The organism is Sinorhizobium fredii NGR234 (genome assembly GCF_000018545.1).
In the GTDB taxonomy this organism is placed as follows: domain Bacteria; phylum Pseudomonadota; class Alphaproteobacteria; order Rhizobiales; family Rhizobiaceae; genus Sinorhizobium; species Sinorhizobium fredii_A.
Window position 1 is genome coordinate 2,086,418 of the sequence record NC_012586.1, and the last position, 20,631, is coordinate 2,107,048.

General features: G+C 63.5%; 19 protein-coding genes. 15 read left to right on the top strand and 4 right to left on the bottom strand.

Going from position 1 to position 20,631, the window contains the following annotated elements:
* Positions 1–30: 30 nt before the first annotated feature.
* From glxR to gcl, 3 genes are all read right to left on the bottom strand, one after another.
* Positions 31–915 (bottom strand): 2-hydroxy-3-oxopropionate reductase, encoded by an 885-nt coding sequence (gene glxR, locus NGR_RS09790; protein ID WP_015888107.1) that lies wholly within the window; start codon positions 913–915, stop codon positions 31–33.
* A gap of 6 nt (positions 916–921) precedes the next feature.
* On the bottom strand, positions 922–1,737 hold the full coding sequence (gene hyi / locus NGR_RS09795; RefSeq protein ID WP_015888108.1) for a hydroxypyruvate isomerase: 816 nt from the start codon (positions 1,735–1,737) through the stop codon (positions 922–924).
* A 78-nt stretch (positions 1,738–1,815) separates the two neighbouring features.
* On the bottom strand, positions 1,816–3,600 hold the full coding sequence (gcl, locus tag NGR_RS09800) for a glyoxylate carboligase (protein WP_015888109.1): 1,785 nt from the start codon (positions 3,598–3,600) through the stop codon (positions 1,816–1,818).
* A gap of 156 nt (positions 3,601–3,756) precedes the next feature.
* On the opposite strand from gcl, the gene NGR_RS09805 reads away from it, so the two are divergent.
* Positions 3,757–4,605 carry an IclR family transcriptional regulator gene (locus NGR_RS09805; RefSeq protein WP_240545081.1) on the top strand — a complete coding sequence of 283 codons (849 nt, stop codon included), beginning with the start codon at positions 3,757–3,759 and terminating at the stop codon, positions 4,603–4,605.
* A 7-nt stretch (positions 4,606–4,612) separates the two neighbouring features.
* Here the strand turns inward: NGR_RS09805 and NGR_RS09810 are convergent, their stop codons facing one another.
* On the bottom strand, positions 4,613–5,488 hold the full coding sequence (locus NGR_RS09810) for a LysR substrate-binding domain-containing protein (protein WP_015888111.1): 876 nt from the start codon (positions 5,486–5,488) through the stop codon (positions 4,613–4,615).
* Between the two features lie 247 nt (positions 5,489–5,735).
* Between NGR_RS09810 and NGR_RS09815 the strand changes: the two genes are divergently transcribed.
* From NGR_RS09815 to NGR_RS09880, 14 genes are all read left to right on the top strand, one after another.
* Positions 5,736–7,085 (top strand): C4-dicarboxylate transporter DctA, encoded by a 1,350-nt coding sequence (locus NGR_RS09815; RefSeq protein WP_015888112.1) that lies wholly within the window; start codon positions 5,736–5,738, stop codon positions 7,083–7,085.
* A gap of 36 nt (positions 7,086–7,121) precedes the next feature.
* The gene (locus NGR_RS09820) at positions 7,122–7,958 is read left to right on the top strand and encodes a bifunctional allantoicase/(S)-ureidoglycine aminohydrolase (RefSeq protein WP_015888113.1); all 837 of its coding nucleotides are present in this window, start codon (positions 7,122–7,124) and stop codon (positions 7,956–7,958) included.
* An 84-nt stretch (positions 7,959–8,042) separates the two neighbouring features.
* Positions 8,043–10,505 (top strand): DNA ligase D, encoded by a 2,463-nt coding sequence (ligD, locus tag NGR_RS09825; protein ID WP_015888114.1) that lies wholly within the window; start codon positions 8,043–8,045, stop codon positions 10,503–10,505.
* A gap of 26 nt (positions 10,506–10,531) precedes the next feature.
* Positions 10,532–11,416, top strand: a complete 885-nt coding sequence (locus NGR_RS09830; protein WP_015888115.1) for a Ku protein — start codon at positions 10,532–10,534, stop codon at positions 11,414–11,416.
* The gene (locus NGR_RS09835) at positions 11,416–12,504 is read left to right on the top strand and encodes a tetratricopeptide repeat protein (RefSeq protein WP_015888116.1); all 1,089 of its coding nucleotides are present in this window, start codon (positions 11,416–11,418) and stop codon (positions 12,502–12,504) included. The genes NGR_RS09830 and NGR_RS09835 overlap by 1 nt, the downstream gene beginning before the upstream one ends.
* A gap of 98 nt (positions 12,505–12,602) precedes the next feature.
* Positions 12,603–13,241, top strand: coding sequence for an alpha/beta hydrolase family protein (locus NGR_RS09840; RefSeq protein ID WP_015888117.1), 639 nt, complete (start codon positions 12,603–12,605; stop codon positions 13,239–13,241).
* A gap of 6 nt (positions 13,242–13,247) precedes the next feature.
* Positions 13,248–14,021, top strand: a complete 774-nt coding sequence (gene xth / locus NGR_RS09845; RefSeq protein ID WP_015888118.1) for an exodeoxyribonuclease III — start codon at positions 13,248–13,250, stop codon at positions 14,019–14,021.
* 85 nt (positions 14,022–14,106) lie between these two features.
* On the top strand, positions 14,107–14,994 hold the full coding sequence (locus NGR_RS09850) for an NAD(P)-dependent oxidoreductase (protein WP_015888119.1): 888 nt from the start codon (positions 14,107–14,109) through the stop codon (positions 14,992–14,994).
* Positions 14,995–15,063: 69 nt separating this feature from the next.
* A complete protein-coding gene (locus NGR_RS09855) occupies positions 15,064–15,342 on the top strand; it encodes a type II toxin-antitoxin system Phd/YefM family antitoxin (RefSeq protein WP_015888120.1) in 279 nt (92 codons plus the stop codon).
* Positions 15,342–15,665 carry a type II toxin-antitoxin system RelE/ParE family toxin gene (locus tag NGR_RS09860; protein ID WP_015888121.1) on the top strand — a complete coding sequence of 108 codons (324 nt, stop codon included), beginning with the start codon at positions 15,342–15,344 and terminating at the stop codon, positions 15,663–15,665. Before NGR_RS09855 ends, NGR_RS09860 begins: the two co-directional genes overlap by 1 nt.
* Positions 15,666–15,881: 216 nt before the next feature.
* Entirely contained in the window at positions 15,882–16,691 is an 810-nt protein-coding gene (locus NGR_RS09865) for a TIM barrel protein (protein ID WP_015888122.1), read from the top strand.
* A gap of 237 nt (positions 16,692–16,928) precedes the next feature.
* Entirely contained in the window at positions 16,929–17,858 is a 930-nt protein-coding gene (locus tag NGR_RS09870) for a sugar ABC transporter substrate-binding protein (RefSeq protein WP_015888123.1), read from the top strand.
* 139 nt (positions 17,859–17,997) lie between these two features.
* A complete protein-coding gene (locus NGR_RS09875; protein ID WP_164923984.1) occupies positions 17,998–19,539 on the top strand; it encodes a sugar ABC transporter ATP-binding protein in 1,542 nt (513 codons plus the stop codon).
* A gap of 32 nt (positions 19,540–19,571) precedes the next feature.
* Positions 19,572–20,597, top strand: a complete 1,026-nt coding sequence (locus NGR_RS09880; RefSeq protein ID WP_015888125.1) for an ABC transporter permease — start codon at positions 19,572–19,574, stop codon at positions 20,595–20,597.
* Positions 20,598–20,631 lie beyond the last annotated feature (34 nt).

Here is a 20,631-nt window from a genome sequence, read left to right on the forward strand (position 1 = left end):
GCCCGGCCGATCATGCGGATCTTCGAAGCTTTAAGCGACCTCGTGGTTCGCCATGCGCTCGAGCGCCCGGACCAGACCGGAATGGTCGAGCCCGCTGTCGCCATTGGCGGCGCAGTTGTTGAAGAGCTCCTGCGTCGCCGCCGTGTTCGGCAGCGAGATGCCGAGGCTCTTCGCCCCTTGCAGCGCCAGGTTCAGGTCCTTCTGGTGCAGCGAGATGCGGAAGCCCGGCTCGAAGGTGCGCTTGATCATCCGCTCGCCGTGAACCTCGAGAATGCGTGAGGAGGCAAAGCCGCCCATCAGCGCCTCGCGGACGCGGGCCGGATCGGCGCCCGCCTTCGAGGCGAAGACCAGCGCCTCGGATACCGCCTCGATCGTCAGCGCGACGATGATCTGGTTGGCAACCTTGGTGACCTGACCGTCGCCGCAATCGCCGACGAGCGTGATGTTCTTGCCCATCAGCTTGAAGAGCGGCAAGGCGCGCTCGAAGGAGCCCGGCGTGCCGCCGGCCATGATGCTGAGCGTGGCATTCTTCGCCCCGACCTCGCCGCCGGAAACCGGCGCGTCGATGTATTCGGCGCCCGTTTGGCGGATCTTTCTGGCGAACTCCTTCGTCTCGATCGGCGAGATCGAGCTCATGTCGATGACCAGCTTGCCCTTGCCGAGACCCAGAGAGACGCCGTTCTCGCCGAAGAGAACGTCCTTCACTTCCGGCGTGTCCGGCAGCATCAGGATGACAATGTCGACGGTCTCGGCCAGCGCCTTCGGCGTCTCGACGAACTGCAGGCCGTGATCAAGCAGTTCCTGACGCGGCGGGATGGCGAATTTCGAGGTGATGATGGTGTGACCGGCATCCTGCAGGTGGCGCGCCATCGGCGTGCCCATGATACCCAGTCCGATAAAACCGATAGATGCCATTGTGCTTTAGCTCCTGATCTTGATGATGTCTGCGGATTGGCTGCGCTTGCGCTCAGCGCCCAGCCAGCCGAGCCCTTCCGCGGTCGTCGTCAGCGGCTTGTACTCGCAACCGATCCAGCCCGCGTAACCGGCCCCTTCCAACGCGTCGAAGACGAAGGGATAGTTGATCTCGCCGGTGCCCGGCTCGTTGCGGCCGGGATTGTCGGCAAGCTGGACATGGGCAATCCGGTCGCAATTGCGTTTGTAAGTGCCGATCAGTTCGCCTTCGGTGCGCTGCTGGTGGTAGAGATCGTACTGGACGAACAGGTTGTCGCTGCCGACCTCCTCGATGATCGCGGCCGCCTCGCCGACAGTGTTGAGATAGAAGCCCGGAATGTCGAAGCGGTTGATCGGCTCGATCAACAGGCGGATGCCGTGCTTGCCGAGTTCCGTCGCCGCGAGCTTCAGATTGGCGACGAGCGTGGTGCGCAGCACGCTGTCCGGCACGCCATCGGGTGTTATGCCGACGAGACAGTTGACCTGTTTGCAGTCGAGCGCCGTCGCATAGTCGATAGCCGTTGCTACCCCCTTGCGGAATTCGTCGACCCGGTCCGGCAGGATGGCGATGCCGCGCTCGCCGCGCGCCCAGTCGCCGGCCGGCAGGTTGTGAAGTACCTGCGTCAGGCCGTAGCGCTCGAGGGTGGCGCGGAGCGCCATCTTCTCGAACTCATAGGGAAAGAGATATTCCACGCCTTCGAAACCGGCCTTCGCGGCAAGAGCAAAGCGGTCGAGGAACGGCGCCTCGTTGAACAGCATGGTCAGGTTTGCCGCAAATCTCGGCATGCGGTTACTCCTCTTGGAAAGGTGAAGCAGGAGGCGGGCGGAAAGACGCTCTTTCCATCCCGCGCTCTTTGATGGTTTTCAGTCGAGCAGGGCGGCGATCGCGGTCGGCGCGTCCTCGCCGCGTGCGGCAAGCTCCTCGAACTCGACCACCGCGTTGATGTCGGCGCCCATGGCGATGTTGGTGACACGCTCGAGGATGAACTCGATGACGACCGGCACCCGGTGTTCCTCCATCAGCGCCTGCGCCCGCTCGAAGGCATCGGCGAATTCGTTGGGGCTCTTGACGCGGATCGCCTTGCAGCCGAGGCCTTCGGCGACCGCCACGTGGTCGACGCCGTAGCCCTTCTCCGCGTCGCCGCTCGCATTGATGTTGTCGAAGGCGAGGCTCACCTCGAAATCCATCTCGAAGCCGCGCTGGGCCTGGCGGATCAGGCCGAGATAGGAATTGTTGACGACGACATGCAGGTAGGGGAGCTTGTGCTGCGCCCCGACGGCAAGCTCCTCGATCAGGAACTGGAAGTCGTAGTCACCGGAAAGCGCGACGATCGGCCGGTTGGGATCGGCGGCGCGGACCCCGAGCGCTGCCGGCAGGGTCCAGCCGAGCGGACCGGCCTGGCCGCAATTGATCCAATTGCGCGGTCGATAGACATGCAGGAACTGCGCGCCGGCGATCTGGCTGAGGCCGATGGTCGAAACGAAGCAGGTGTCGCGGCCGAAGGCCTTGTTCATTTCTTCATAGACGCGCTGCGGTTTCAGCGGCGTCTGGTCGAAATGCGTCTTGCGCAGCATGGTGCGCTTGCGCTCGCGGCACTCATCGGCCCAGGCCGACCAATCGCGCAGCTTGCCGGCGGTCTTCCATTCGGTCGCGACGTCGAGAAAGAGCTTGAGCGCTGCCGCCGCATCCGAGACGATGCCGAAATCCGGCGCGAAAACGCGGCCGATCTGGGTCGGCTCGATATCGACATGGATGAATTTGCGACCCTCCGTATAGGTCGGGACGTTGCCGGTGTGGCGGTTGGCCCAGCGGTTGCCGATGCCGAAGACGAAGTCGGAGGCAAGCAGCGTTGCATTGCCGTAGCGGTGCGAGGTCTGCAGGCCGCACATCCCGGCCATCAGCGGATGGTCGTCGGGGATCGTGCCCCAGCCCATCAGCGTCGGGATGACCGGAACGCCGGTGATCTCGGCGAATTCGGTGAGGAGATCCGAGGCATCCGCATTGATGATGCCGCCGCCCGCGACGATCAGTGGCCGCTCCGACGCGTTCAGCATGGCGAGCGCCTTTTCCGCCTGGGCGCGCGTCGCGGCGGGCTTATAAGGCGCCAGCGGCTCGTAGGTCTCCGGATCGAATTCGATTTCGGCCAGTTGGACGTCGACCGGCAGGTCGATCAGCACCGGGCCGGGACGACCCGAGCGCATCAGGTGGAACGCCTTCTGGAAGACGAAGGGGACGAGCGCCGGCTCCATGACCGTGACCGCCCACTTCGTGACCGGCCCGGCGATCGCCGCGATGTCGACGGCCTGGAAATCCTCCTTGTCGAGGCGGGCGCGCGGCGCCTGGCCGGTGATGCAGAGGATCGGGATCGAATCGGCCGAGGCCGAGTAGAGGCCGGTGATCATGTCGGTGCCGGCCGGGCCTGACGTACCGATGCAGATGCCAATATTGCCGTGCTTTGCCCGCGTATAGCCCTCCGCCATATGCGAGGCGCCTTCGACATGTCGGGCAAGGACATGGCGGATCGATCCGCGCGCCCGGAGTGCCGAATAGAGCGGATTGATCGCCGCACCCGGAACGCCGAAAGCGCAATCCACCCCCTCCTTTTCCAGAACATGAACCGCTGCATCGACAGCACGCATCTTGGCCATGAGAACTCCTCCTGTTCGATGGAACCATAATCCATAATTAGCGATCGTCAACACAAAAATGGAATTAATTGCCATTGTATGGAAATTAGAGAGGGCGCGATCAGACGCGGCACTGGTCAAAGCCGCGTGTCGCCGCTATTGGCTAGTGAGAGAGTCGTGACGGGGTATTTGGCGGTGGCGGTCGTGTCGGAACAGACAAAAGGCAAGCGGGGCCGGAAGGCGGGCGCCAATTCGACACCTTCCTCGGTTCAGGTGCTGGACCGCAGCCTGGCACTCTTCAGCCTCGTGGCAGATCGCGACGGCTCGACCTTGACCGACCTGGCGGACGAAACAGGGCTGGCGCCATCGACGATCCATCGCCTGCTGACATCGCTTTCCAGTCACGGCATGGTTGCTCATGATCCCGACACGGGGGAGTGGACGATCGGTGTGAGGGCCTTCGAGATCGGCAACGCCTTCCTGCGGTTCCGCAAACTCGGCACGATCAGCCGGCCCTTCCTGAAACGCCTGATGGAGGAAAGCGGCGAAACCGCCAATATCGGCATCGAGGACGACGGCGATGTCGTGTTCATCTCGCAGGTCGAAAGCCATGCGCCGATGCGTGCCTTCTTCCGCCCCGGACGGCGTGGCCCCAGCCACGCCTCCGGCATCGGCAAGGCGATCCTTTCCACCTGGTCGGATACCGAGATCGCCAAGACGCTCGGCGGCAAGACGCTGATGCATTTCACCGGCCGGACGCTCGACACGGTACCGGCGCTGATCAGGAACATCCAGGAAATCCGCAATCGCGGCTGGTCGATCGACGACGAGGAGCACACGCTCGGCATGCGCTGCATCGCCGCGCCGCTGTTCAACGAATATGGCGAGGCGATCGGCGGCATATCGATCTCCGGGCCGTCGGTCCGCATCGATGACGACAGGCTCGAAACGCTCGGCTCTCTCGTGCGCCGGACAGCCGACGAACTGACCCGAGCTATCGGCGGCCACCGGCCGGGAGACGGCTGAAGCTCGGCTACCCGAACATCGCCGCGGTCGCTTCCAGGAAGCTCGCGACCACCGGGCCGTGGTTCGGCCGGCTGAGAACGTAGACATCCGCTTCCGGCGCGGGATCCGCAAGCGGACGATAGACGACACCGGGACGCGAAAGATTGCGGATGCATTCCGGAACGAGCGCCACGCCGAGACCGGCGGAGACCAGGCTGGTCAGCGAGTAGGATTCCACCACCTCATTGGTGATGTTCGGGACGAAGCCTGCCGCGACGCAGCAGTCGTGCAGATAGCGGGCGAAGCGGGAGTCCGCCAGTCGGAGGAAGACGAAGCTTTCCTGGCGCAGCGCGCCGAGCTCCACCGTTTGATGGCGGGCAAGCGGGTGATCTGCCGGCAGGGCGACGCCAACCCTTTCCTGCCAGGCGACCTTGCCGACGAGTTCGGCATTGTGGCGAGGCTTGCGCACGAAGCTGAGGTCGGTTCGGTGCGACAGCAGCGCCAGTTCCTGGGCCTGCGGGTCCATTTCATGAATGCGGACGAAGACGCCCGGCCAACGCTCCCGGAATCTCGCAATCAAGGTCGACAACTGCCCGAGCAGGACCGAACCGGTAGTGCCTATATTGAGCATGCCCACCTGGCCGGAGCCGATGGCGCGCGCCTGATGCGTGGCGTGCTCCACCTGCCCGAGGATCATTCGCGCCTGGTCGAGAAAGCTGACACCGGCCTCGGTGAGTTCGACATGCCGGCTGGAACGCTCGAACAAGCGCGTGCCGACCTCTTCCTCCAGATCCTTGATCTGCTGGCTCAAGGGCGGCTGCGAGATGTTCAAGTTTTTCGCCGCCGCCGTGAAACTCGCCGCCTCGGCAACGGCGATGAAATAGCGCAGATGTCGTAGCTCCATCGCGGCCTCCATTCTCGATAGATCGATATGATACACATATTGATCAAGTTAAACAATATATTGGACATATCGCCATCCTTCTGTTCCCATCGTCAGGGATGGGCCGGACGTCGCACGAGGAGGGTGCACGTCGTCAGAAGCGGTCCAAGTCCAGGAGCGGGCGGCGGCAGCAGACCGCGCAATGGCTTCAGCACGAGCCATCGCCCCAGTCGCAGCGCCCGGCTCACAGCGTTCTTGGGAGGAACACATGTCCAGGTTTAGCAGGTCCTTGTTCGGACAGGTCATCATCGCACTCGTGCTTGGTATCCTTGTCGGCGTTTTCTGGCCGCAGTTTGCGGCACAGCTGAAACCGCTGGGAGACGGCTTCATCAAGCTGATCAAGATGGTGATCGCGCCGCTCGTCTTCGGCGTGGTCGTCCACGGCATCGTCGGTGCCGGGGACCTGAGGAAGGTCGGACGGGTCGGCCTCAAGTCGCTCCTCTATTTCGAGGCCGTGACGACGCTGGCGCTCGCGCTGGGACTGATCGCCGCCTATGTCTTCGGCCCCGGTCACGGGATGAATGTCGATCCGGCAACGCTCGATGCAAGCGCCTTGGGCGCCTACACCGAAAAGGTCTCGCAGGTCACCGGCACGGTCGACTTCCTGATGCGCATCATCCCGACGACGGTCCTCGACGCCTTCGCCAAGGGCGACGTTTTGCAGGTGCTGCTGTTCGCAGTCCTGTTCGGGTCGGGCCTTGCCCTCGTCGGCGAGCGCGGCAGGCAGGTCGCCGAACTGATCGACCAGACGACGCAGGTGCTTTTCAAGGTGATCGGCTTCATCGTCCGGCTCGCTCCGATCGGCGTCTTCGGCGCGATCGCCTATACGGTCGGAAAATACGGCATCGGCTCGCTGCAGCAACTCGGCTACCTGGTCGTTCTGCTCTATGCGACGATTGCCCTTTTCGTCTTCGGTGTCCTCGGGCTGATCATGAGGATCGCCGGCTTCAGCATCTTCAAGTTGCTCGGCTATTTGCGCGAGGAGTTGATGATCGTCCTGGCGACGGCTTCCTCCGACAGCGTTCTGCCGCAGGTGATGCGCAAACTCGAACGGCTCGGGATCAAGGATTCGACGGTCGGCCTCGTCATTCCGACCGGCTATTCGTTCAACCTCGACGCCTTCTCGATCTATCTGACGCTCGCCGCCGTGTTCATCGCCCAGGCGACCAATACGCCGCTGGCGCCCGGCGACCTGTTGCTGATCCTCGGCGTGGCATTGTTGACCTCGAAGGGGGCGCACGGCATTCCTGGTTCCGCCATCGTCGTGCTGGCGGCAACGCTTTCGGCCATTCCGGTCATTCCAGCCATCGGTCTTGTGCTGGTCCTTTCGGTCGACTGGTTCGTCGGCATTGCCCGGGCACTCGGAAACCTGATAGGCAATTGCGTGGCCGCCGTGGTTATCGCCGCCTGGGAGGGCGACATCGATCGCGAGCAGGCACACCGGGTGCTCGATGGCGACGAGGCTCTAAGCCCCAAACCCGCACCTGTATTCCAAAGCTCCGCGGCCAGCGATGTCGTCCCGAACTCGGCCATCGCCCACCCCGTCAACGGCCGCTAGTCCGGTTCGAACAGACTCTTCAACAGGTAACGAAAAATGCAGAGCAACTACTATTTCCCCCAAGGCGGCCACCCGCCGCAATCGAACCTGCTGACGGATCGGGCGGTTTTCACCGAGGCCTATGCGATCATTCCCAAGGGCGTGATGCGCGACATCGTCACCAGCTATCTGCCGCACTGGACGAACACGCGCCTCTGGGTGCTCTCGCGACCGCTGTCAGGCTTCGCCGAGACATTCTCGCAATACATCATGGAGGTCGGGCCATCGGGAGGAAGCGACCGGCCCGAGAGCGATCCCCGCGCCGAAGCCGTGCTCTTCGTGGTCGATGGCGGGTTCCGCCTGACGATCGGCGGCGAAACCCATAGGATGCAGCCCGGTGGCTACGCCTTCATCCCGCCCGGCGCGGAATGGAGCCTCCATAATGACGGCTCCACGCCGACCCGCTTCCACTGGTTCCGCAAGGCCTACGAGAGGGTCGATGGAATCCCCCTGCCCGAACCGATCGTCACCAACGAACGCGAGATCGCGCCCACGCCGATGCCCGATACGGACGGTCGCTGGGCGACGACCCGCTTCGTCGATCCTTCGGACATGCGGCACGACATGCATGTGACGATCGTCACCTTCGAACCCGGCGGCGTCATCCCCTTCATGGAAACCCATGTGATGGAACACGGCCTCTACGTTCTCGAGGGCAAGGCCGTCTATCGCCTCAACGCCGACTGGGTCGAGGTCGAAGCCGGCGACTATATGTGGCTCAGGGCCTTCTGCCCGCAGGCCTGCTATGCCGGCGGGCCGGGCAAGTTCCGTTACCTGCTCTACAAAGACGTCAACCGCCATATGGCCCTCGGCGTTCCGGGCCGGTTCGCCTGAGACGGAGCCTTGAGCCGGAACGCCTCGTTCCGGCTCGCATCAACCGATATTGCGGCGCGCGCGGATCGGCCTTAGCCTTCAGGCATGGCGACGACGAAGCTTGAGACCTACCGCAAGAAGCGCAATTTTTCGAAGACGCCGGAACCGGCCGGCACCCTTGCCGGCGGCGGCAACCGTTTCGTCGTGCACAAGCATCATGCGACCGCGGACCATTATGATCTCAGACTTGAGGTCGGCGGCGTGCTGAAGAGCTGGGCCGTGCCCAAGGGCCCCTCGGTCAACCCGGCCGACAAGCGCCTGGCGGTCGAGACCGAAGATCATCCGATCGAATATATCGACTTCGAGGGCGTCATCCCGGAGGGCGAATACGGCGCCGGCCCGATGATCGTCTGGGACGCCGGCGTCTGGGCGCCGATGGACGACGTCGAGGAGAGCCTGCGCAAGGGCGCCTTCAAGTTCCGCCTCGCCGGAGAAAAGCTCAACGGCGGCTGGATGCTGACACGCCTGAAGCCGCGGCCGGGCGAAGAGGACCATCGCCACTGGCTTCTTTTCAAGGAGCGCGACCCGGCTGCCGACCCCTCCACCGACATTCTCGCCGCCCGGCCGGAAAGCGTCAAATCCGGCCGGCGGATCGAGGAGCTCGTCGAAAAGCCGAAGCCTGCGGCCAAGCCGGCAAAACTCAAGCCGGGCGCCCTTCCCGGCGCGGCAAAGGCGACGATGCCGACACGCATAGAGCCTCAGCTTGCGACGCAGACGGCGATTCCGCCGGGCAGCGCCCCGGGGCGCGAAGTCTGGCTGCATGAGATCAAGTTTGACGGCTACCGCACCATGGCGCATCTCACCGACGGCGAGGTGCGGCTGATCACCCGCGGCGGCCTCGACTGGACGAAGCGCTACGGCGACCTGCCGGAAGCCTTCCGGCGGCTGCCGTGCCGCGTTGCCGTCATCGACGGCGAAATCGTCATGCTCGACGCGGAGGGCATCAGCCGCTTTGCGCTTCTCCAGGAGGCGCTTTCCACTGGTGCGGGCAACAGGCTGGTGTTCTATGCCTTCGATCTTCTCCATCTCGATGGCTGGAACCTCACGCATGTTCCGCTCGAGAAACGCAAGGCGCTGCTCAAGCAACTGCTGGCGGCGCAACTATCCAGCCGCTCCGCCCTCCAGTTCAGCGATCATGTCGTCGGCGACGGGCGTCCGTTTTACCAGCATGCGTCGGAACTGGGGCTCGAGGGGATAATTTCCAAACGTGCCTCGGCCCCCTATCAAAGCGGTCGCTCCAAGACCTGGACGAAGACCAAGGCGCTGAAGGCCGAAGATTTCGTGATCGCCGGCTATACCATATCCGAAGCCGCAGAAGGCCTCGCCGCGCTGGCGCTCGGCGAATGGATCGACGGCGAGCTGCAATATCGCGGCAAGGTCGGAACCGGCTTCGACGCCGAAACGCTGAAACAGTTGCTGGCGCGTCTGGAGCCGCTCCGGGCTGGCGCGGCGAAGCTCGAAGGTGCGCCGAAGGAGATCATCTGGGTGCGACCGGTCTTGCGGGCGCGTATTCACTACGGGAACCGAACGGCGGACAACATCCTCCGCCATGCGGTGTTCCGGGGGCTGCGCGACGTCGATCTTTCGACGCCGGCGTCCCCGCAGCGAAAGCGGCTGATCTCCGACGCCGACCTCGCCAGCATCTCGATCACCAATCCGACCCGGCGTCTGTTCGGCAAGTCCGGGCCGACAAAGCTCGATCTCGCCCTCTATTACGCCATGGTCGGCGATTTCATGCTGCCGCATATCCTCGGCCGCCCGGTCTCGCTCGTCCGCTGCCCGACGGGAAAGTTCGAGGATTGCTTCTTCCAGCGCCATCCCTTTACCGGCATGCCGCCCTCGGTGACAGGTTTCGACGCGATGAGTTCGGAGGGCGAGGCGAAGCGCTATCTTTCGGTCGAGGATGCCAAAGGCTACCTGGCGCTGGCGCAATTCGGCGTCGTCGAATTCCACTCCTGGGGCTCGACGCGGGCGCAGCTCGAGAAACCCGACCGCGTCGTCTTCGACCTCGACCCCGGCGAGGGCATCGGCTGGCGCGAAGTGATCGAAGCGGCAATTCACATCAAGGCCGAACTCGAGGCGCTCGGCCTCGTCCCCTTCGTCAAGACGTCGGGGGGCAAGGGCGTCCATGTGGTCGTGCCGATCCGGCCGAAGCGCGACTGGAAGAAGGTGCACAAGGCGACCGGCGACCTTGCTTCGCATCTGGCGGCGACGGCTCCCGAGAGCTTCGTGACCACGATGGGCAAGGACAAGCGCGTCAAGCGCATCTTCATCGACTTCCACCGCAACGCCCGCGGCCACACCGCCGCGGCGCCCTATTCGCTGCGCGCTCGCACGAATCTCCCGGCCTCAACGCCTTTAAGCTGGGCCGATCTTGAGACTATCGACGCTCCCGAGGATTTAAATTATTCTTCGTTGCCTGGCCTCTTGGCCACGTCCGGCGATCCCTGGGCCGATATCGACGACAGTGCACGGGATTTGCCAGTACTTTCCAATGCGGAGAAGTAACCGGGTAGACCGCGCAGGAGACGACTATGGCACCCAGGGCAAGTTGGAAGGGTTATCTGAGGCTGAGCCTCGTGAGCTGTCCTGTACGGCTCTATCCCGCCACGACGACGAGCGAACGCATTACCTTCAATCAATTGCACAAAGACACCCACAACCGGATTAACATGAAGCCGGTTGACCCGGAACTCGGCCTGGTCGAGCGATCCGACCTGGTGAAGGGCTATGAATACGAGGACAAGAAATACATCGTCATCGACGAGGCTGACCTCGAAAGCGTCAAGATCGAATCCAACCACACGATGAACATCGAGGCCTTCGTCGACGAAGGCTCGGTGGACGTGATCTACCAGGATGCGCCCTATTACCTGGCGCCGGACGGCGCGATGGCCGAAGAAACTTTCATCGTCTTGCGCGAGGCCCTGCGGCGGAGCGGCAAGCTTGCCATCGCCCGCCTTGTGCTGTCGAGCCGCGAACGGGTGATCGCCATCGGTCCGCGTGAGACCGGCATGTTCGTCTGCACGCTCCGCAACCCCAATGAAGTGCGCGGCACGGCCGAATACTTTGGCAATATCCCGGTCGGCAATGCCGAGCCGGAAATGCTGCAACTCGCCGAAGCCCTCATTCAGCAAAAGACCACGACCTTTGATCCAAAAAACTACGAGGATCGCTACGAAATCGCCCTGTTGCAGATGATCCGCGAGAAGCTCAAGGGCCACAAGCCGATCATCGCGGCCCCGCCTGACCGCGGCAACGTCATCAACCTGATGGACGCATTGAAGGCAAGCCTGTCGCAGGCGAAGCCGCCGGCGAAAAGCAAGAGCAAGGTGGAGCCGGCCGCAAAACCTGCAGCGAAGAGTGCCGCCGCCAAACCCGCCGCGGCAAAGAAGACCACCACGCAGAAGAAGGCCTGATGGCGGTCGCCGGCAAGACATTCGGCATCCTCGGCGCGCTTTCAGCCTTTCCGCGGCGGCTGATCGCCCGCGAAGTCGAGCGCCAGGGCGGGCACCTGCGGCGCGGCGTGACGCGACAGACCGCCTATGTGGTCTTCGGCCGCGGCTTGCTCCTGAAGGCGACCGACGCGGAGATCGAAACCCGTTTCGAGCGGGAGGCCGGCTGCGGGCGGCGCCTGCTCAGCGAGAACGGCTTCCTGCGGCGATTGGGGCTTGCGACCGCGCCGGAGACATCTGCGTTGCCGCGGCAATCGCTGATCGATCAGGCAAGGATCGCACCGCGCCTCTTCGATCTCCTGTCGCTGTTCGACGCTTTCGAGCACGACACCGAACCCTATTCATTCCGCGACGTGATCCTCGCCCGCAAATATGCGGGCCTGATCGCCAGCGGCGCTGGCTGGGGAGCGATCGCTCGTTCCGTCCATCGCTCCAGCCACGTCGCCTCGCTGACGGCACTGTCCCTCCACCACGAAGGCTCGAAGTCGATCTATGCGCGGCGCGCCGAAGGCCTGAGCGAGCTCGACGGACAATTGCTGCTCGATCTCGGGGCGGTCGAGGAGGCGGAACTCGAAGAGCTCTTCGCGCGAGCCGAGGAGGCCGAGGAGGAAGGCGAATACGACGAAGCGGCCGCAATATACCAGCGCTACCTCGCCATCGACCGCACCGACTCGGTGGCCGCCTTCAACCGGGCCAATTGCCTCCGGGCGGCCGGCCTTGAGCTGGAGGCCGCGCATGACTACGCCCGGGCGCTGAAGCTCGATCCCTCCTTCGCCGAAGCCTGGTTCAACCTTGCCGGGCTGATGGGCGAGCGCGGCCGCATCGACACCGCCCGCCGGCACCTGCAGAAAGCGATCGACATCGACAACGACTATGCCGATGCGGTCTTCAATCTGGCAAAACTCGAATTCGATACTGGCAACCTTGGCGAGGCGCGCTGCTGGTGGAAGCGTTACCTCGAACTCGACAGGGAATCCGAATGGGCCCGGACCGCCGAGCGCGGCGTGCAGTTCGTGAACCTCCAGCTTCTGCCCACCGCGCCGCGCGCGTAACGGCAACGCAAAGCGTCGCTGCAGCACTTTGACTTGCCGGATCATGTATCTTCGCATCATACCGATCGAGAGAATCACGCAGGACGGCGGGCTGAAAGATGAACGGAAAATTCCTTTTCGACGGACCGGAGGACGCGCCGGTCACCCTTCTTCTCGCGCATGGCGCCGGTGCGCCGATGGATTCGGCTTCGCTGTCGGCGACGGCCAAGGCGCTCGCTGGCGTGGGCTTTCGCGTCGCCCGGTTCGAGTTCGGCTACATGGCGGCGCGGCGCAGGGGCGAGCGCAAACCCCCGCCCCGCGCCGAGACGCTCAATCCGGAATATCGGGCGGCCATCGCGGAACTCGGCGCGACAGGACCGCTCATCATCGGCGGCAAGTCGATGGGCGGGCGCGTCGCCAGCATGATTGCCGACGAGCTTCACGCCAGCGGAAAGATCGCCGGGCTCCTCTGCCTCGGCTACCCGTTCCACCCGCCGGCCAAACCCGAACAGCTCCGTACCAGGCATCTCGCCGGCCTTCAGACGCCGACGCTGATCTGCCAGGGAACTCGCGACGAATTCGGCACGCGCGATGAGGTCCGGGGGTATCCGCTGTCCGACCGGATCGAAATTCTCTGGCTCGAGGACGGCGACCACGACCTGAAGCCGCGCAAGAGTATCTCCGGCTTTTCGGCCGCCGATCACCTGAAGACGGTCGCCGAAACCGTGCGGCGGTGGGTTAGTGGCTTGGACCGGTGAGCCGGAATGAAGATCGCCACCTTCAACATCAACGGTGTGAACAAACGGCTCGAAAATCTTCTGGCCTGGCTCGACGCGGCCGAGCCCGATGTCGTCTGCCTCCAGGAACTCAAGGCGACGGACGGGCAATTTCCGAAATCGGCGATCGAAGCCGCCGGCTACGGTGCGGTCTGGCGCGGGCAGTCCGCCTGGAACGGCGTCGCCATTCTCGCCCGCGACAGCGAGCCTGTCCTGACCCGGACGGAACTGCCCGGCGACCCCTCCGACACACAGAGCCGATATATCGAGGCGGCCGTGAACGGCATTCTGATCGCCGCGCTCTACGCCCCCAACGGCAATCCGCAGCCGGGGCCGAAATTCGACTACAAGCTCGCCTGGCACCGGCGTCTTGCCGGCCACGCCGCAGAGCTTCTCGAGACCGGCCTGCCGGTCGTGCTTGCCGGCGACTACAACATCGTTCCCGAACCCCGCGACATCTATCCGACCCGCTCCTACGACGACAATGCCCTGGTGCAGCCGGAAAGCCGCGCCGCCTTCCGGCAGTTGCTCGACCAGGGCTGGCTCGATGCGCTGCGCAAAGTCTACCCGGACGAAGAGCTCTTCACCTTCTGGGACTATCGCCGTAACCGCTGGCAGCGCAACGCCGGTCTGCGCCTCGACCATATTCTGCTCAGCCGCAAACTTGCCCGCCGCCTGACCGGTGGCGGCATCGACCGGGATGTCCGCGGGCAGGAGAATGCCAGCGACCACGCGCCGGTATGGATCGCCCTCGAAGATTAGACACCAGCCGGGGCCGAATGGGCAGAATTCCGGTCTGGCGATCCCGCGGCATTCGTGCACGATAGCGTCAACCAGGGAGGCGAGCATGACGAAAGCGAATGTAGGTTTCATCGGGCTCGGGCTGATGGGCCAGGGCATGGCTGCGAACATTCTGAAGAAAGGGTGGCCGCTCTCGGTCATGGCGCACCGCAACCGGGCACCGGTCGAAGCGCTTGTCGCAGCCGGCGCGGAAGAAGTGAAGACACCGCGCCAGATGGCGGAACGGTGCGAGGTCATCGTGCTCTGCGTCACCGGTTCGCCGGAGGTGGTTTCGGTTGTCGAAGGCGCAGACGGCATCGCCGCCGCCGGCAAGCCGATCACCATCGTCGATTGCTCGACGTCCGATCCCTCGGTCACGACGAAGCTCGCCGCGGATCTCGTCCGCAAGGGCATCACGCTGATCGATGCGCCGCTCAGCCGCACCCCGGCGGACGCAGCCGCCGGTACGCTCGATGTCATGGTCGGCGGCGCCGAAGACGACGTCCGCCGCGTGTGGCCGGTGCTCGAATGTTTCGCCGGCCGCATCGTCCACACGGGCCCGACCGGCACCGGCCACACGATGAAGCTGCTCAACAACTTCCTGTCGATGGGCTATGCGGCGCTCTACTCCGAGGCACTGATGCTCGGGCGGAAGGCCGGCCTCACGCCTGAGATCTTCGACAGCGTCGTCCGCGGCGGCCGCATGGACTGCCCGTTTTATCAGACCTTCTTCCGATGGGTGCTGGAGCGTGACCCGAATGCCCACAAGTTCGCCATCCGCAACGGCTTCAAGGACATGAGCTATCTTGCCGCCTTCGCCAATGCCAGCGGCGCTGCGAACCCGATCGGGGCGGCCGTCAGAAACTCCTTCGCACAGGCCGTCGGGGCCGGGCGCGGCGAGGACTATGTGCCGATGCTGTCGGATTTCATTGCCGAGGCCAACGGGGTCAAGTGATCGAAACGGCGCAGTCTCTTCCTGCTTGGCCTTTAACGGTCTATATTATGGTCAAGCAGGAGCTATGGCATGAAACTGTCCGAACAGGTCAAACCTATCAGCTATCTCAAGGCACATGCGCCCGAGGTCATCCGGAAGCTGGGCGAGGACCGGCAGCCGGTCGTCATCACTTTGCATGGCGAAGCCAAGGCCGTTCTGCAGGATTTGACGCAATACGAGGAGACACAGGAGACGCTGGCGCTCCTGAAAATCCTGGCCCTGACCAATAAGCAAGTGCAGGACGGCAAGGTCGACACTGCAGGGAACGCGTTCGAGCGCATACGAAACAGGCTCGCGAAAAAGACCTGATGCGCTATCAGGTTTTCCTCGCCCATGACGCTCAACAGGACATCGAGGACCTCTACCGTTACCTGGCGGCGCGCGACGGCGAACCAACGGCGAGCCGCATTCTCGAGGATATCGAGGCGGCGTGCGCCAATCTCTCCGAATTCCCGGAGCGGGGCAACATTCCAAAAGAACTCGCGGCCCTCGGCATCGCAGACTATCGCGAACTGCACCATAAGCCTTGGCGAATGATCTACCGGATTTTCGAAGGGAGGTTGATCGTCTATTGCGTCGTCGACGGCCGGCGCGACATGCAGAACTTCCTCGAGCGAAGGCTCATGCGCTGACGATGCATCCCTCGGCGCGAAGGTGCATCGGGTGGCACGCGCCATGACAGAATTCCATCATCGTCGCCACGCATTCTTGCAGGAATGCGATACTCTTGCCCGTCTATGGCTTTGACGGAAAGCGTCTAACTGGTGAATGTGGTCGTCGACCGGAAATGGAACAAACGTTCCGAACAGCCGCGACAACCATTCCAAACATTCCCGGAGGACCTTTCCATGACCGCCCTTCCCTTCGCCCTCAACCACATGGCTGCTCCGGGCCTGCCGCTCGATGCCTTCTTCGCCCTTGCCAAGTCGCTCGGAACCTCGGCGGTAGAGATCCGCAACGACCTGTCCGGCAATGCCATCCTCGACGGCACGAAGCCCGACGAGGTGAAGGCGCTTGCCGAGGAACACGGCCTGACGATCATCTCGATCAATGCGCTGCAGCGCTTCAACGAATGGAACGAGGCGCGGGATGCGGAAGCGCGCGAGCTTATTTCTTATGCGCGCGACTGCGGCGCGAAGGCGCTGGTGCTGGTGCCCGTCAATGACGGCAGCGGCCAGAAGGACGGCGAGCGCCAGGCGAACCTGCGCGGAGCCCTGAGAGCCCTGAAGCCGCTGCTCGATGCAGCCGGCATCGTCGGCCTCGTGGAACCGCTCGGCTTCGAAATCTGCTCGCTGCGCTCCAAAGCGGAAGCCGCAGAAGCGATCCGGGAAATCGGCGGAGAGACCTTCCGGCTCGTCCATGACACGTTCCACCATCATCTCGCCGGCGAGGACGCCTTCTTCCCCGATCTTACCGGCCTCGTCCACATCTCCGGCGTCAGCGACGAGGCGGTTGCCGTCTCCGAGATGCGCGACCCCCATAGGATCCTGGTCGATGCCGCAGACCGGCTCGACAACGCAGCGCAGATTCGCCGGCTGCGCGCGCAAGGCTATGAGGGTCCCTTGTCGTTCGAGCCTTTCGCGCCTTCCGTCCACGCCCTCAGCGATCCGGCCAAGGCCATTCGCGACAGCATGGACTACCTGCAATCGCGCACCTGATCGCTGACGCGGATCAATGAGCGGAAATCCGCCCGGGCGCCGCAAGATGCACTTGACGGCGTCCGGATAAAATGGAATACATATTCCGTAATGGCAAACAACTGGTTTGTTTGTTCCGTTTTCATCGGAGGCGCATCGGGAGTGCCGCGTCCGGCGAGCAATGAGCTCGATCAGAGAAAGTCGAGTTTCCGGCATGAGAGGGTGTGGCCGGCACCAAAAGTGGAGGAGAAAGTAGACATGAAGAAATTCATTCTGGGCACCGCGATGGCTGTCATGATGTCGACGGCTGCGCATGCAGAGACGATCGGTGTCTCGATGGCGCTGTTCGACGACAACTTCCTGACCGTCCTGCGCAATGGCATGCAGGACTATGCCAAGACGCTGAACGGCGTCGAGCTGCAGATCGAAGACGCTCAGAACGACGTCGCCAAGCAGCAGAGCCAGATTCAGAACTTCATCGCTGCCGGTGTCGACGCCATCATCGTCAACCCGGTCGACACGGACGCAACCGCCGCCATGTCGAAGATCGCCGCGGACGCCGGCATCCCGCTGGTCTACGTCAACCGCGAGCCCGTGAACATCGACTCGCTTCCCGAGAAGCAGGCCTTCGTCGCCTCGAACGAAATGGAATCCGGCACGCTGGAGACGCAGGAAGTCTGCAAGCTGCTCGGCGGCAAGGGCAAGGCCGTCGTCATGATGGGCGAGCTTTCCAACCAGGCTGCCCGCATGCGCACCAAGGACATCCACGACGTTCTCGCCACCGACGCCTGCAAGGGCATCGAGATCATCGAGGAGCAGACCGCCAACTGGTCGCGCACCCAGGGTGCCGACCTCGTCACCAACTGGCTTTCCGCCGGCCTCGAGTTCGACGCCGTGATCGCCAACAACGACGAAATGGCGATCGGCGCCATCCAGGCGCTGAAGGCGGCCGGCCGGTCGATGGACTCGGTCGTCATCGGCGGTGTCGACGCCACGCAGGACGCGCTTGCCGCCATGGCGGCCGGCGACCTCGACGTGACCGTGTTCCAGAACGCCGCCGGCCAGGGCCAGGGCTCGGTCGACACCGCGCTCAAGCTCGCCAAGGGCGAGACGGTCGAGAAGAAGGTCTACATCCCCTTCGAACTCGTCACGAAGGAAAACCTGGATAAGTACCAGGCCAAGAACTGATCGTTCCTCTTGGGAGCGCGGCCGCCGCGCTCCCATTCGAAGCAAGTCCCGCCTGAAGTCCCGCCTGGGGCTGTAGAGGGCTGTTCCGCCCGCCGCGTGGACGTTCCGGCCGATGCCGGAAAATGGGGAGGCAATGACAATGACGCTCAGTCCCACGACGATGGCAGCCGTGCGCGCCAGCGGTGCCGTACCCAATGCCGAATATCTGCTGACCGCCGAGGGCGTGCGCAAGGAATTCCCCGGCGTCGTCGCGCTCGACGACGTCGAGTTCAGGCTGAAGCGCGGCACGGTGCATGCGCTGATGGGCGAAAACGGCGCCGGCAAGTCGACGCTGATGAAGATCCTCGCCGGCATCTACCACCCGGACCAGGGCGAGGTGAAGCTCAAGGGTGTCGGCATCCAGCTGAAGTCGCCGCTCGACGCGCTGGAGAACGGCATCGCCATGATCCATCAGGAACTGAACCTGATGCCGTTCATGACGGTCGCTGAGAACATCTGGATCCGCCGCGAACCGAAGAACCGCTTCGGCTTCGTCGACCATGGCGAGATGCGCCGCATGACGGCGAAGCTTTTCGAGCGATTGAAGATCGACATCGACCCCGAGATCGAGGTTCGCCATCTTTCGGTCGCAAGCCGTCAGATGGTCGAGATCGCCAAGGCGGTCTCCTACGAATCCGACGTGCTTATCATGGACGAGCCGACCTCGGCGCTGACCGAACGCGAGGTCGCGCATCTCTTCGAGATCATCCGGGATCTCCGCTCCCAGGGCATCGGCATCGTCTATATCACCCACAAGATGAATGAGCTGTTCGAGATCGCCGACGAATTCTCGGTGTTCCGCGACGGCAAATATATCGGCACGCACGCTTCCAGCCAGGTCACCCGCGACGACATCATCCGCATGATGGTCGGCCGCGAGATCACCCAGATGTTCCCGAAGGAGGACGTGCCGATCGGCGATGTCGTGCTGTCGGTGAAGAACCTGACGCTCAACGGCGTCTTCCAGGACGTTTCCTTCGATGTGCGCGCCGGCGAGATCCTCGGCGTTGCAGGCCTCGTCGGTTCCGGCCGCTCGAACGTCGCCGAGACGTTGTTCGGCGTGACGCCGGCAAGTTCCGGCACGATCGCGATCGACGGCAAGGAACTGGTCATCGACAACCCCAACACGGCGATCAAGAACCGCATGGCCTTCCTGACGGAGGACCGCAAGGACACCGGCTGCCTGCTGATCCTCGACATTCTGGAGAACATGCAGGTCGCCGTGCTGCAGGACAGGTTCGTCAAGCGCGGCTTCGTCTCCGAGAAGGAGATCACCGCAGCCTGCGAGGAGATGAGCCGCAAGCTGCGCGTCAAGACGCCGAATCTGCAGGAGCGCATCGAGAATCTCTCGGGCGGCAACCAGCAGAAGGTGCTGATCGGCCGCTGGCTGCTCACCAACCCGCATATTCTCATCCTCGACGAACCGACACGCGGCATCGACGTCGGCGCCAAGGCCGAGATTCACCGTCTGGTGACCGAACTCGCCCGCAACGGCGTCGCCGTCATCATGATCTCGTCGGAGATGCCCGAGGTGCTCGGCATGAGCGACCGGATCATGGTCATGCACGAAGGCCGCGTCACCGGCTTTCTCGACAGGGCGGAAGCCACCCAAATCAAGGTCATGGAACTTGCCGCGCGCTAACGCGCGAATGCCGACCGCAGGGAGGAAAGACAATGGAAACCAATATCGCTGCACAGGGCACGAGTTCGGCCCTCGCCGGGTCGAGGCGGCGCTTGCCGCCCGAGCTCAATATCTTCCTGGTGTTGATCGGGATCGCGCTTGTCTATGAAATCCTCGGCTGGCTCTTCGTCGGCCAGAGCTTCCTGATGAATTCCCAGCGCCTGACGATCATGATCCTGCAGGTGTCGGTGATCGGCATCATCGCCGTCGGCGTGACGCAGGTGATCATCACCGGCGGCATCGATCTCTCGTCCGGTTCCGTGGTCGGCATGACAGCGATGATCTCGGCGAGCGTCGCGCAAGCTTCCACCTGGCCACGGGCGCTCTATCCTTCCCTGACCGACCTGCCGGCCATCGTGCCGATCGGGCTTGGCGTCGGCATCGGCCTCGTCGCCGGCTACATCAACGGGCAGCTGATCGCCAAGACCAAGATCCCGCCCTTCATCGCCACCCTCGGCATGATGGTGTCGGCCCGCGGTATCTCCAAGTGGTACACCAAGGGCCAGCCGGTCTCCGGCCTCACCGACCAGTTCAACTTCATCGGCACGGGCATCTGGCCGGTCATCGTCTTCCTGGTCGTCGCGCTGATCTTCCATATCGCGCTTCGCTACACCCGCTACGGCAAGTTCACCTATGCGATCGGCGCCAACGTCCAGGCGGCGCGCGTTTCGGGCATCAATGTCGAGGCGCACCTGATCAAGGTCTATGCCATTGCCGGCATGCTGGCTGGCCTCGCCGGCGTCGTCACCGCGGCCCGCGCCCAGACCGCCCAGGCCGGCATGGGCGTCATGTACGAACTCGATGCCATCGCCGCGACCGTCATCGGCGGCACTTCGCTGACGGGCGGCGTCGGCCGCATCACAGGCACCGTCATCGGCACCATCATCCTCGGCGTGATGACTTCCGGCTTCACCTTCCTCCGGGTCGATGCCTACTACCAGGAGATCGTCAAGGGCGTCATCATCGTTGCCGCGGTCGTTGTCGACGTCTATCGCCAGAAGGGCCGCAAGAAGACTTAAGGAACACTGCTCTCCCAGTGAAGTGCCTCGCCGG

Excerpts from the sequence above, each read along its gene's own strand:
- glxR (WP_015888107.1), bottom strand. The coding sequence starts at position 915 with ATGGCATCTATCGGTTTTATCGGACTGGGTATCATGGGCACGCCGATG.
- hyi (WP_015888108.1), bottom strand. The coding sequence starts at position 1,737 with ATGCCGAGATTTGCGGCAAACCTGACCATGCTGTTCAACGAGGCGCCG.
- gcl (WP_015888109.1), bottom strand. The coding sequence starts at position 3,600 with ATGGCCAAGATGCGTGCTGTCGATGCAGCGGTTCATGTTCTGGAAAAG.
- NGR_RS09810 (WP_015888111.1), bottom strand. The coding sequence starts at position 5,488 with ATGGAGCTACGACATCTGCGCTATTTCATCGCCGTTGCCGAGGCGGCG.
- NGR_RS09815 (WP_015888112.1), top strand. The coding sequence starts at position 5,736 with ATGTCCAGGTTTAGCAGGTCCTTGTTCGGACAGGTCATCATCGCACTC.
- NGR_RS09820 (WP_015888113.1), top strand. The coding sequence starts at position 7,122 with ATGCAGAGCAACTACTATTTCCCCCAAGGCGGCCACCCGCCGCAATCG.
- ligD (WP_015888114.1), top strand. The coding sequence starts at position 8,043 with ATGGCGACGACGAAGCTTGAGACCTACCGCAAGAAGCGCAATTTTTCG.
- NGR_RS09830 (WP_015888115.1), top strand. The coding sequence starts at position 10,532 with ATGGCACCCAGGGCAAGTTGGAAGGGTTATCTGAGGCTGAGCCTCGTG.
- NGR_RS09835 (WP_015888116.1), top strand. The coding sequence starts at position 11,416 with ATGGCGGTCGCCGGCAAGACATTCGGCATCCTCGGCGCGCTTTCAGCC.
- NGR_RS09840 (WP_015888117.1), top strand. The coding sequence starts at position 12,603 with ATGAACGGAAAATTCCTTTTCGACGGACCGGAGGACGCGCCGGTCACC.
- xth (WP_015888118.1), top strand. The coding sequence starts at position 13,248 with ATGAAGATCGCCACCTTCAACATCAACGGTGTGAACAAACGGCTCGAA.
- NGR_RS09850 (WP_015888119.1), top strand. The coding sequence starts at position 14,107 with ATGACGAAAGCGAATGTAGGTTTCATCGGGCTCGGGCTGATGGGCCAG.
- NGR_RS09855 (WP_015888120.1), top strand. The coding sequence starts at position 15,064 with ATGAAACTGTCCGAACAGGTCAAACCTATCAGCTATCTCAAGGCACAT.
- NGR_RS09860 (WP_015888121.1), top strand. The coding sequence starts at position 15,342 with ATGCGCTATCAGGTTTTCCTCGCCCATGACGCTCAACAGGACATCGAG.
- NGR_RS09865 (WP_015888122.1), top strand. The coding sequence starts at position 15,882 with ATGACCGCCCTTCCCTTCGCCCTCAACCACATGGCTGCTCCGGGCCTG.
- NGR_RS09870 (WP_015888123.1), top strand. The coding sequence starts at position 16,929 with ATGAAGAAATTCATTCTGGGCACCGCGATGGCTGTCATGATGTCGACG.
- NGR_RS09875 (WP_164923984.1), top strand. The coding sequence starts at position 17,998 with ATGACGCTCAGTCCCACGACGATGGCAGCCGTGCGCGCCAGCGGTGCC.
- NGR_RS09880 (WP_015888125.1), top strand. The coding sequence starts at position 19,572 with ATGGAAACCAATATCGCTGCACAGGGCACGAGTTCGGCCCTCGCCGGG.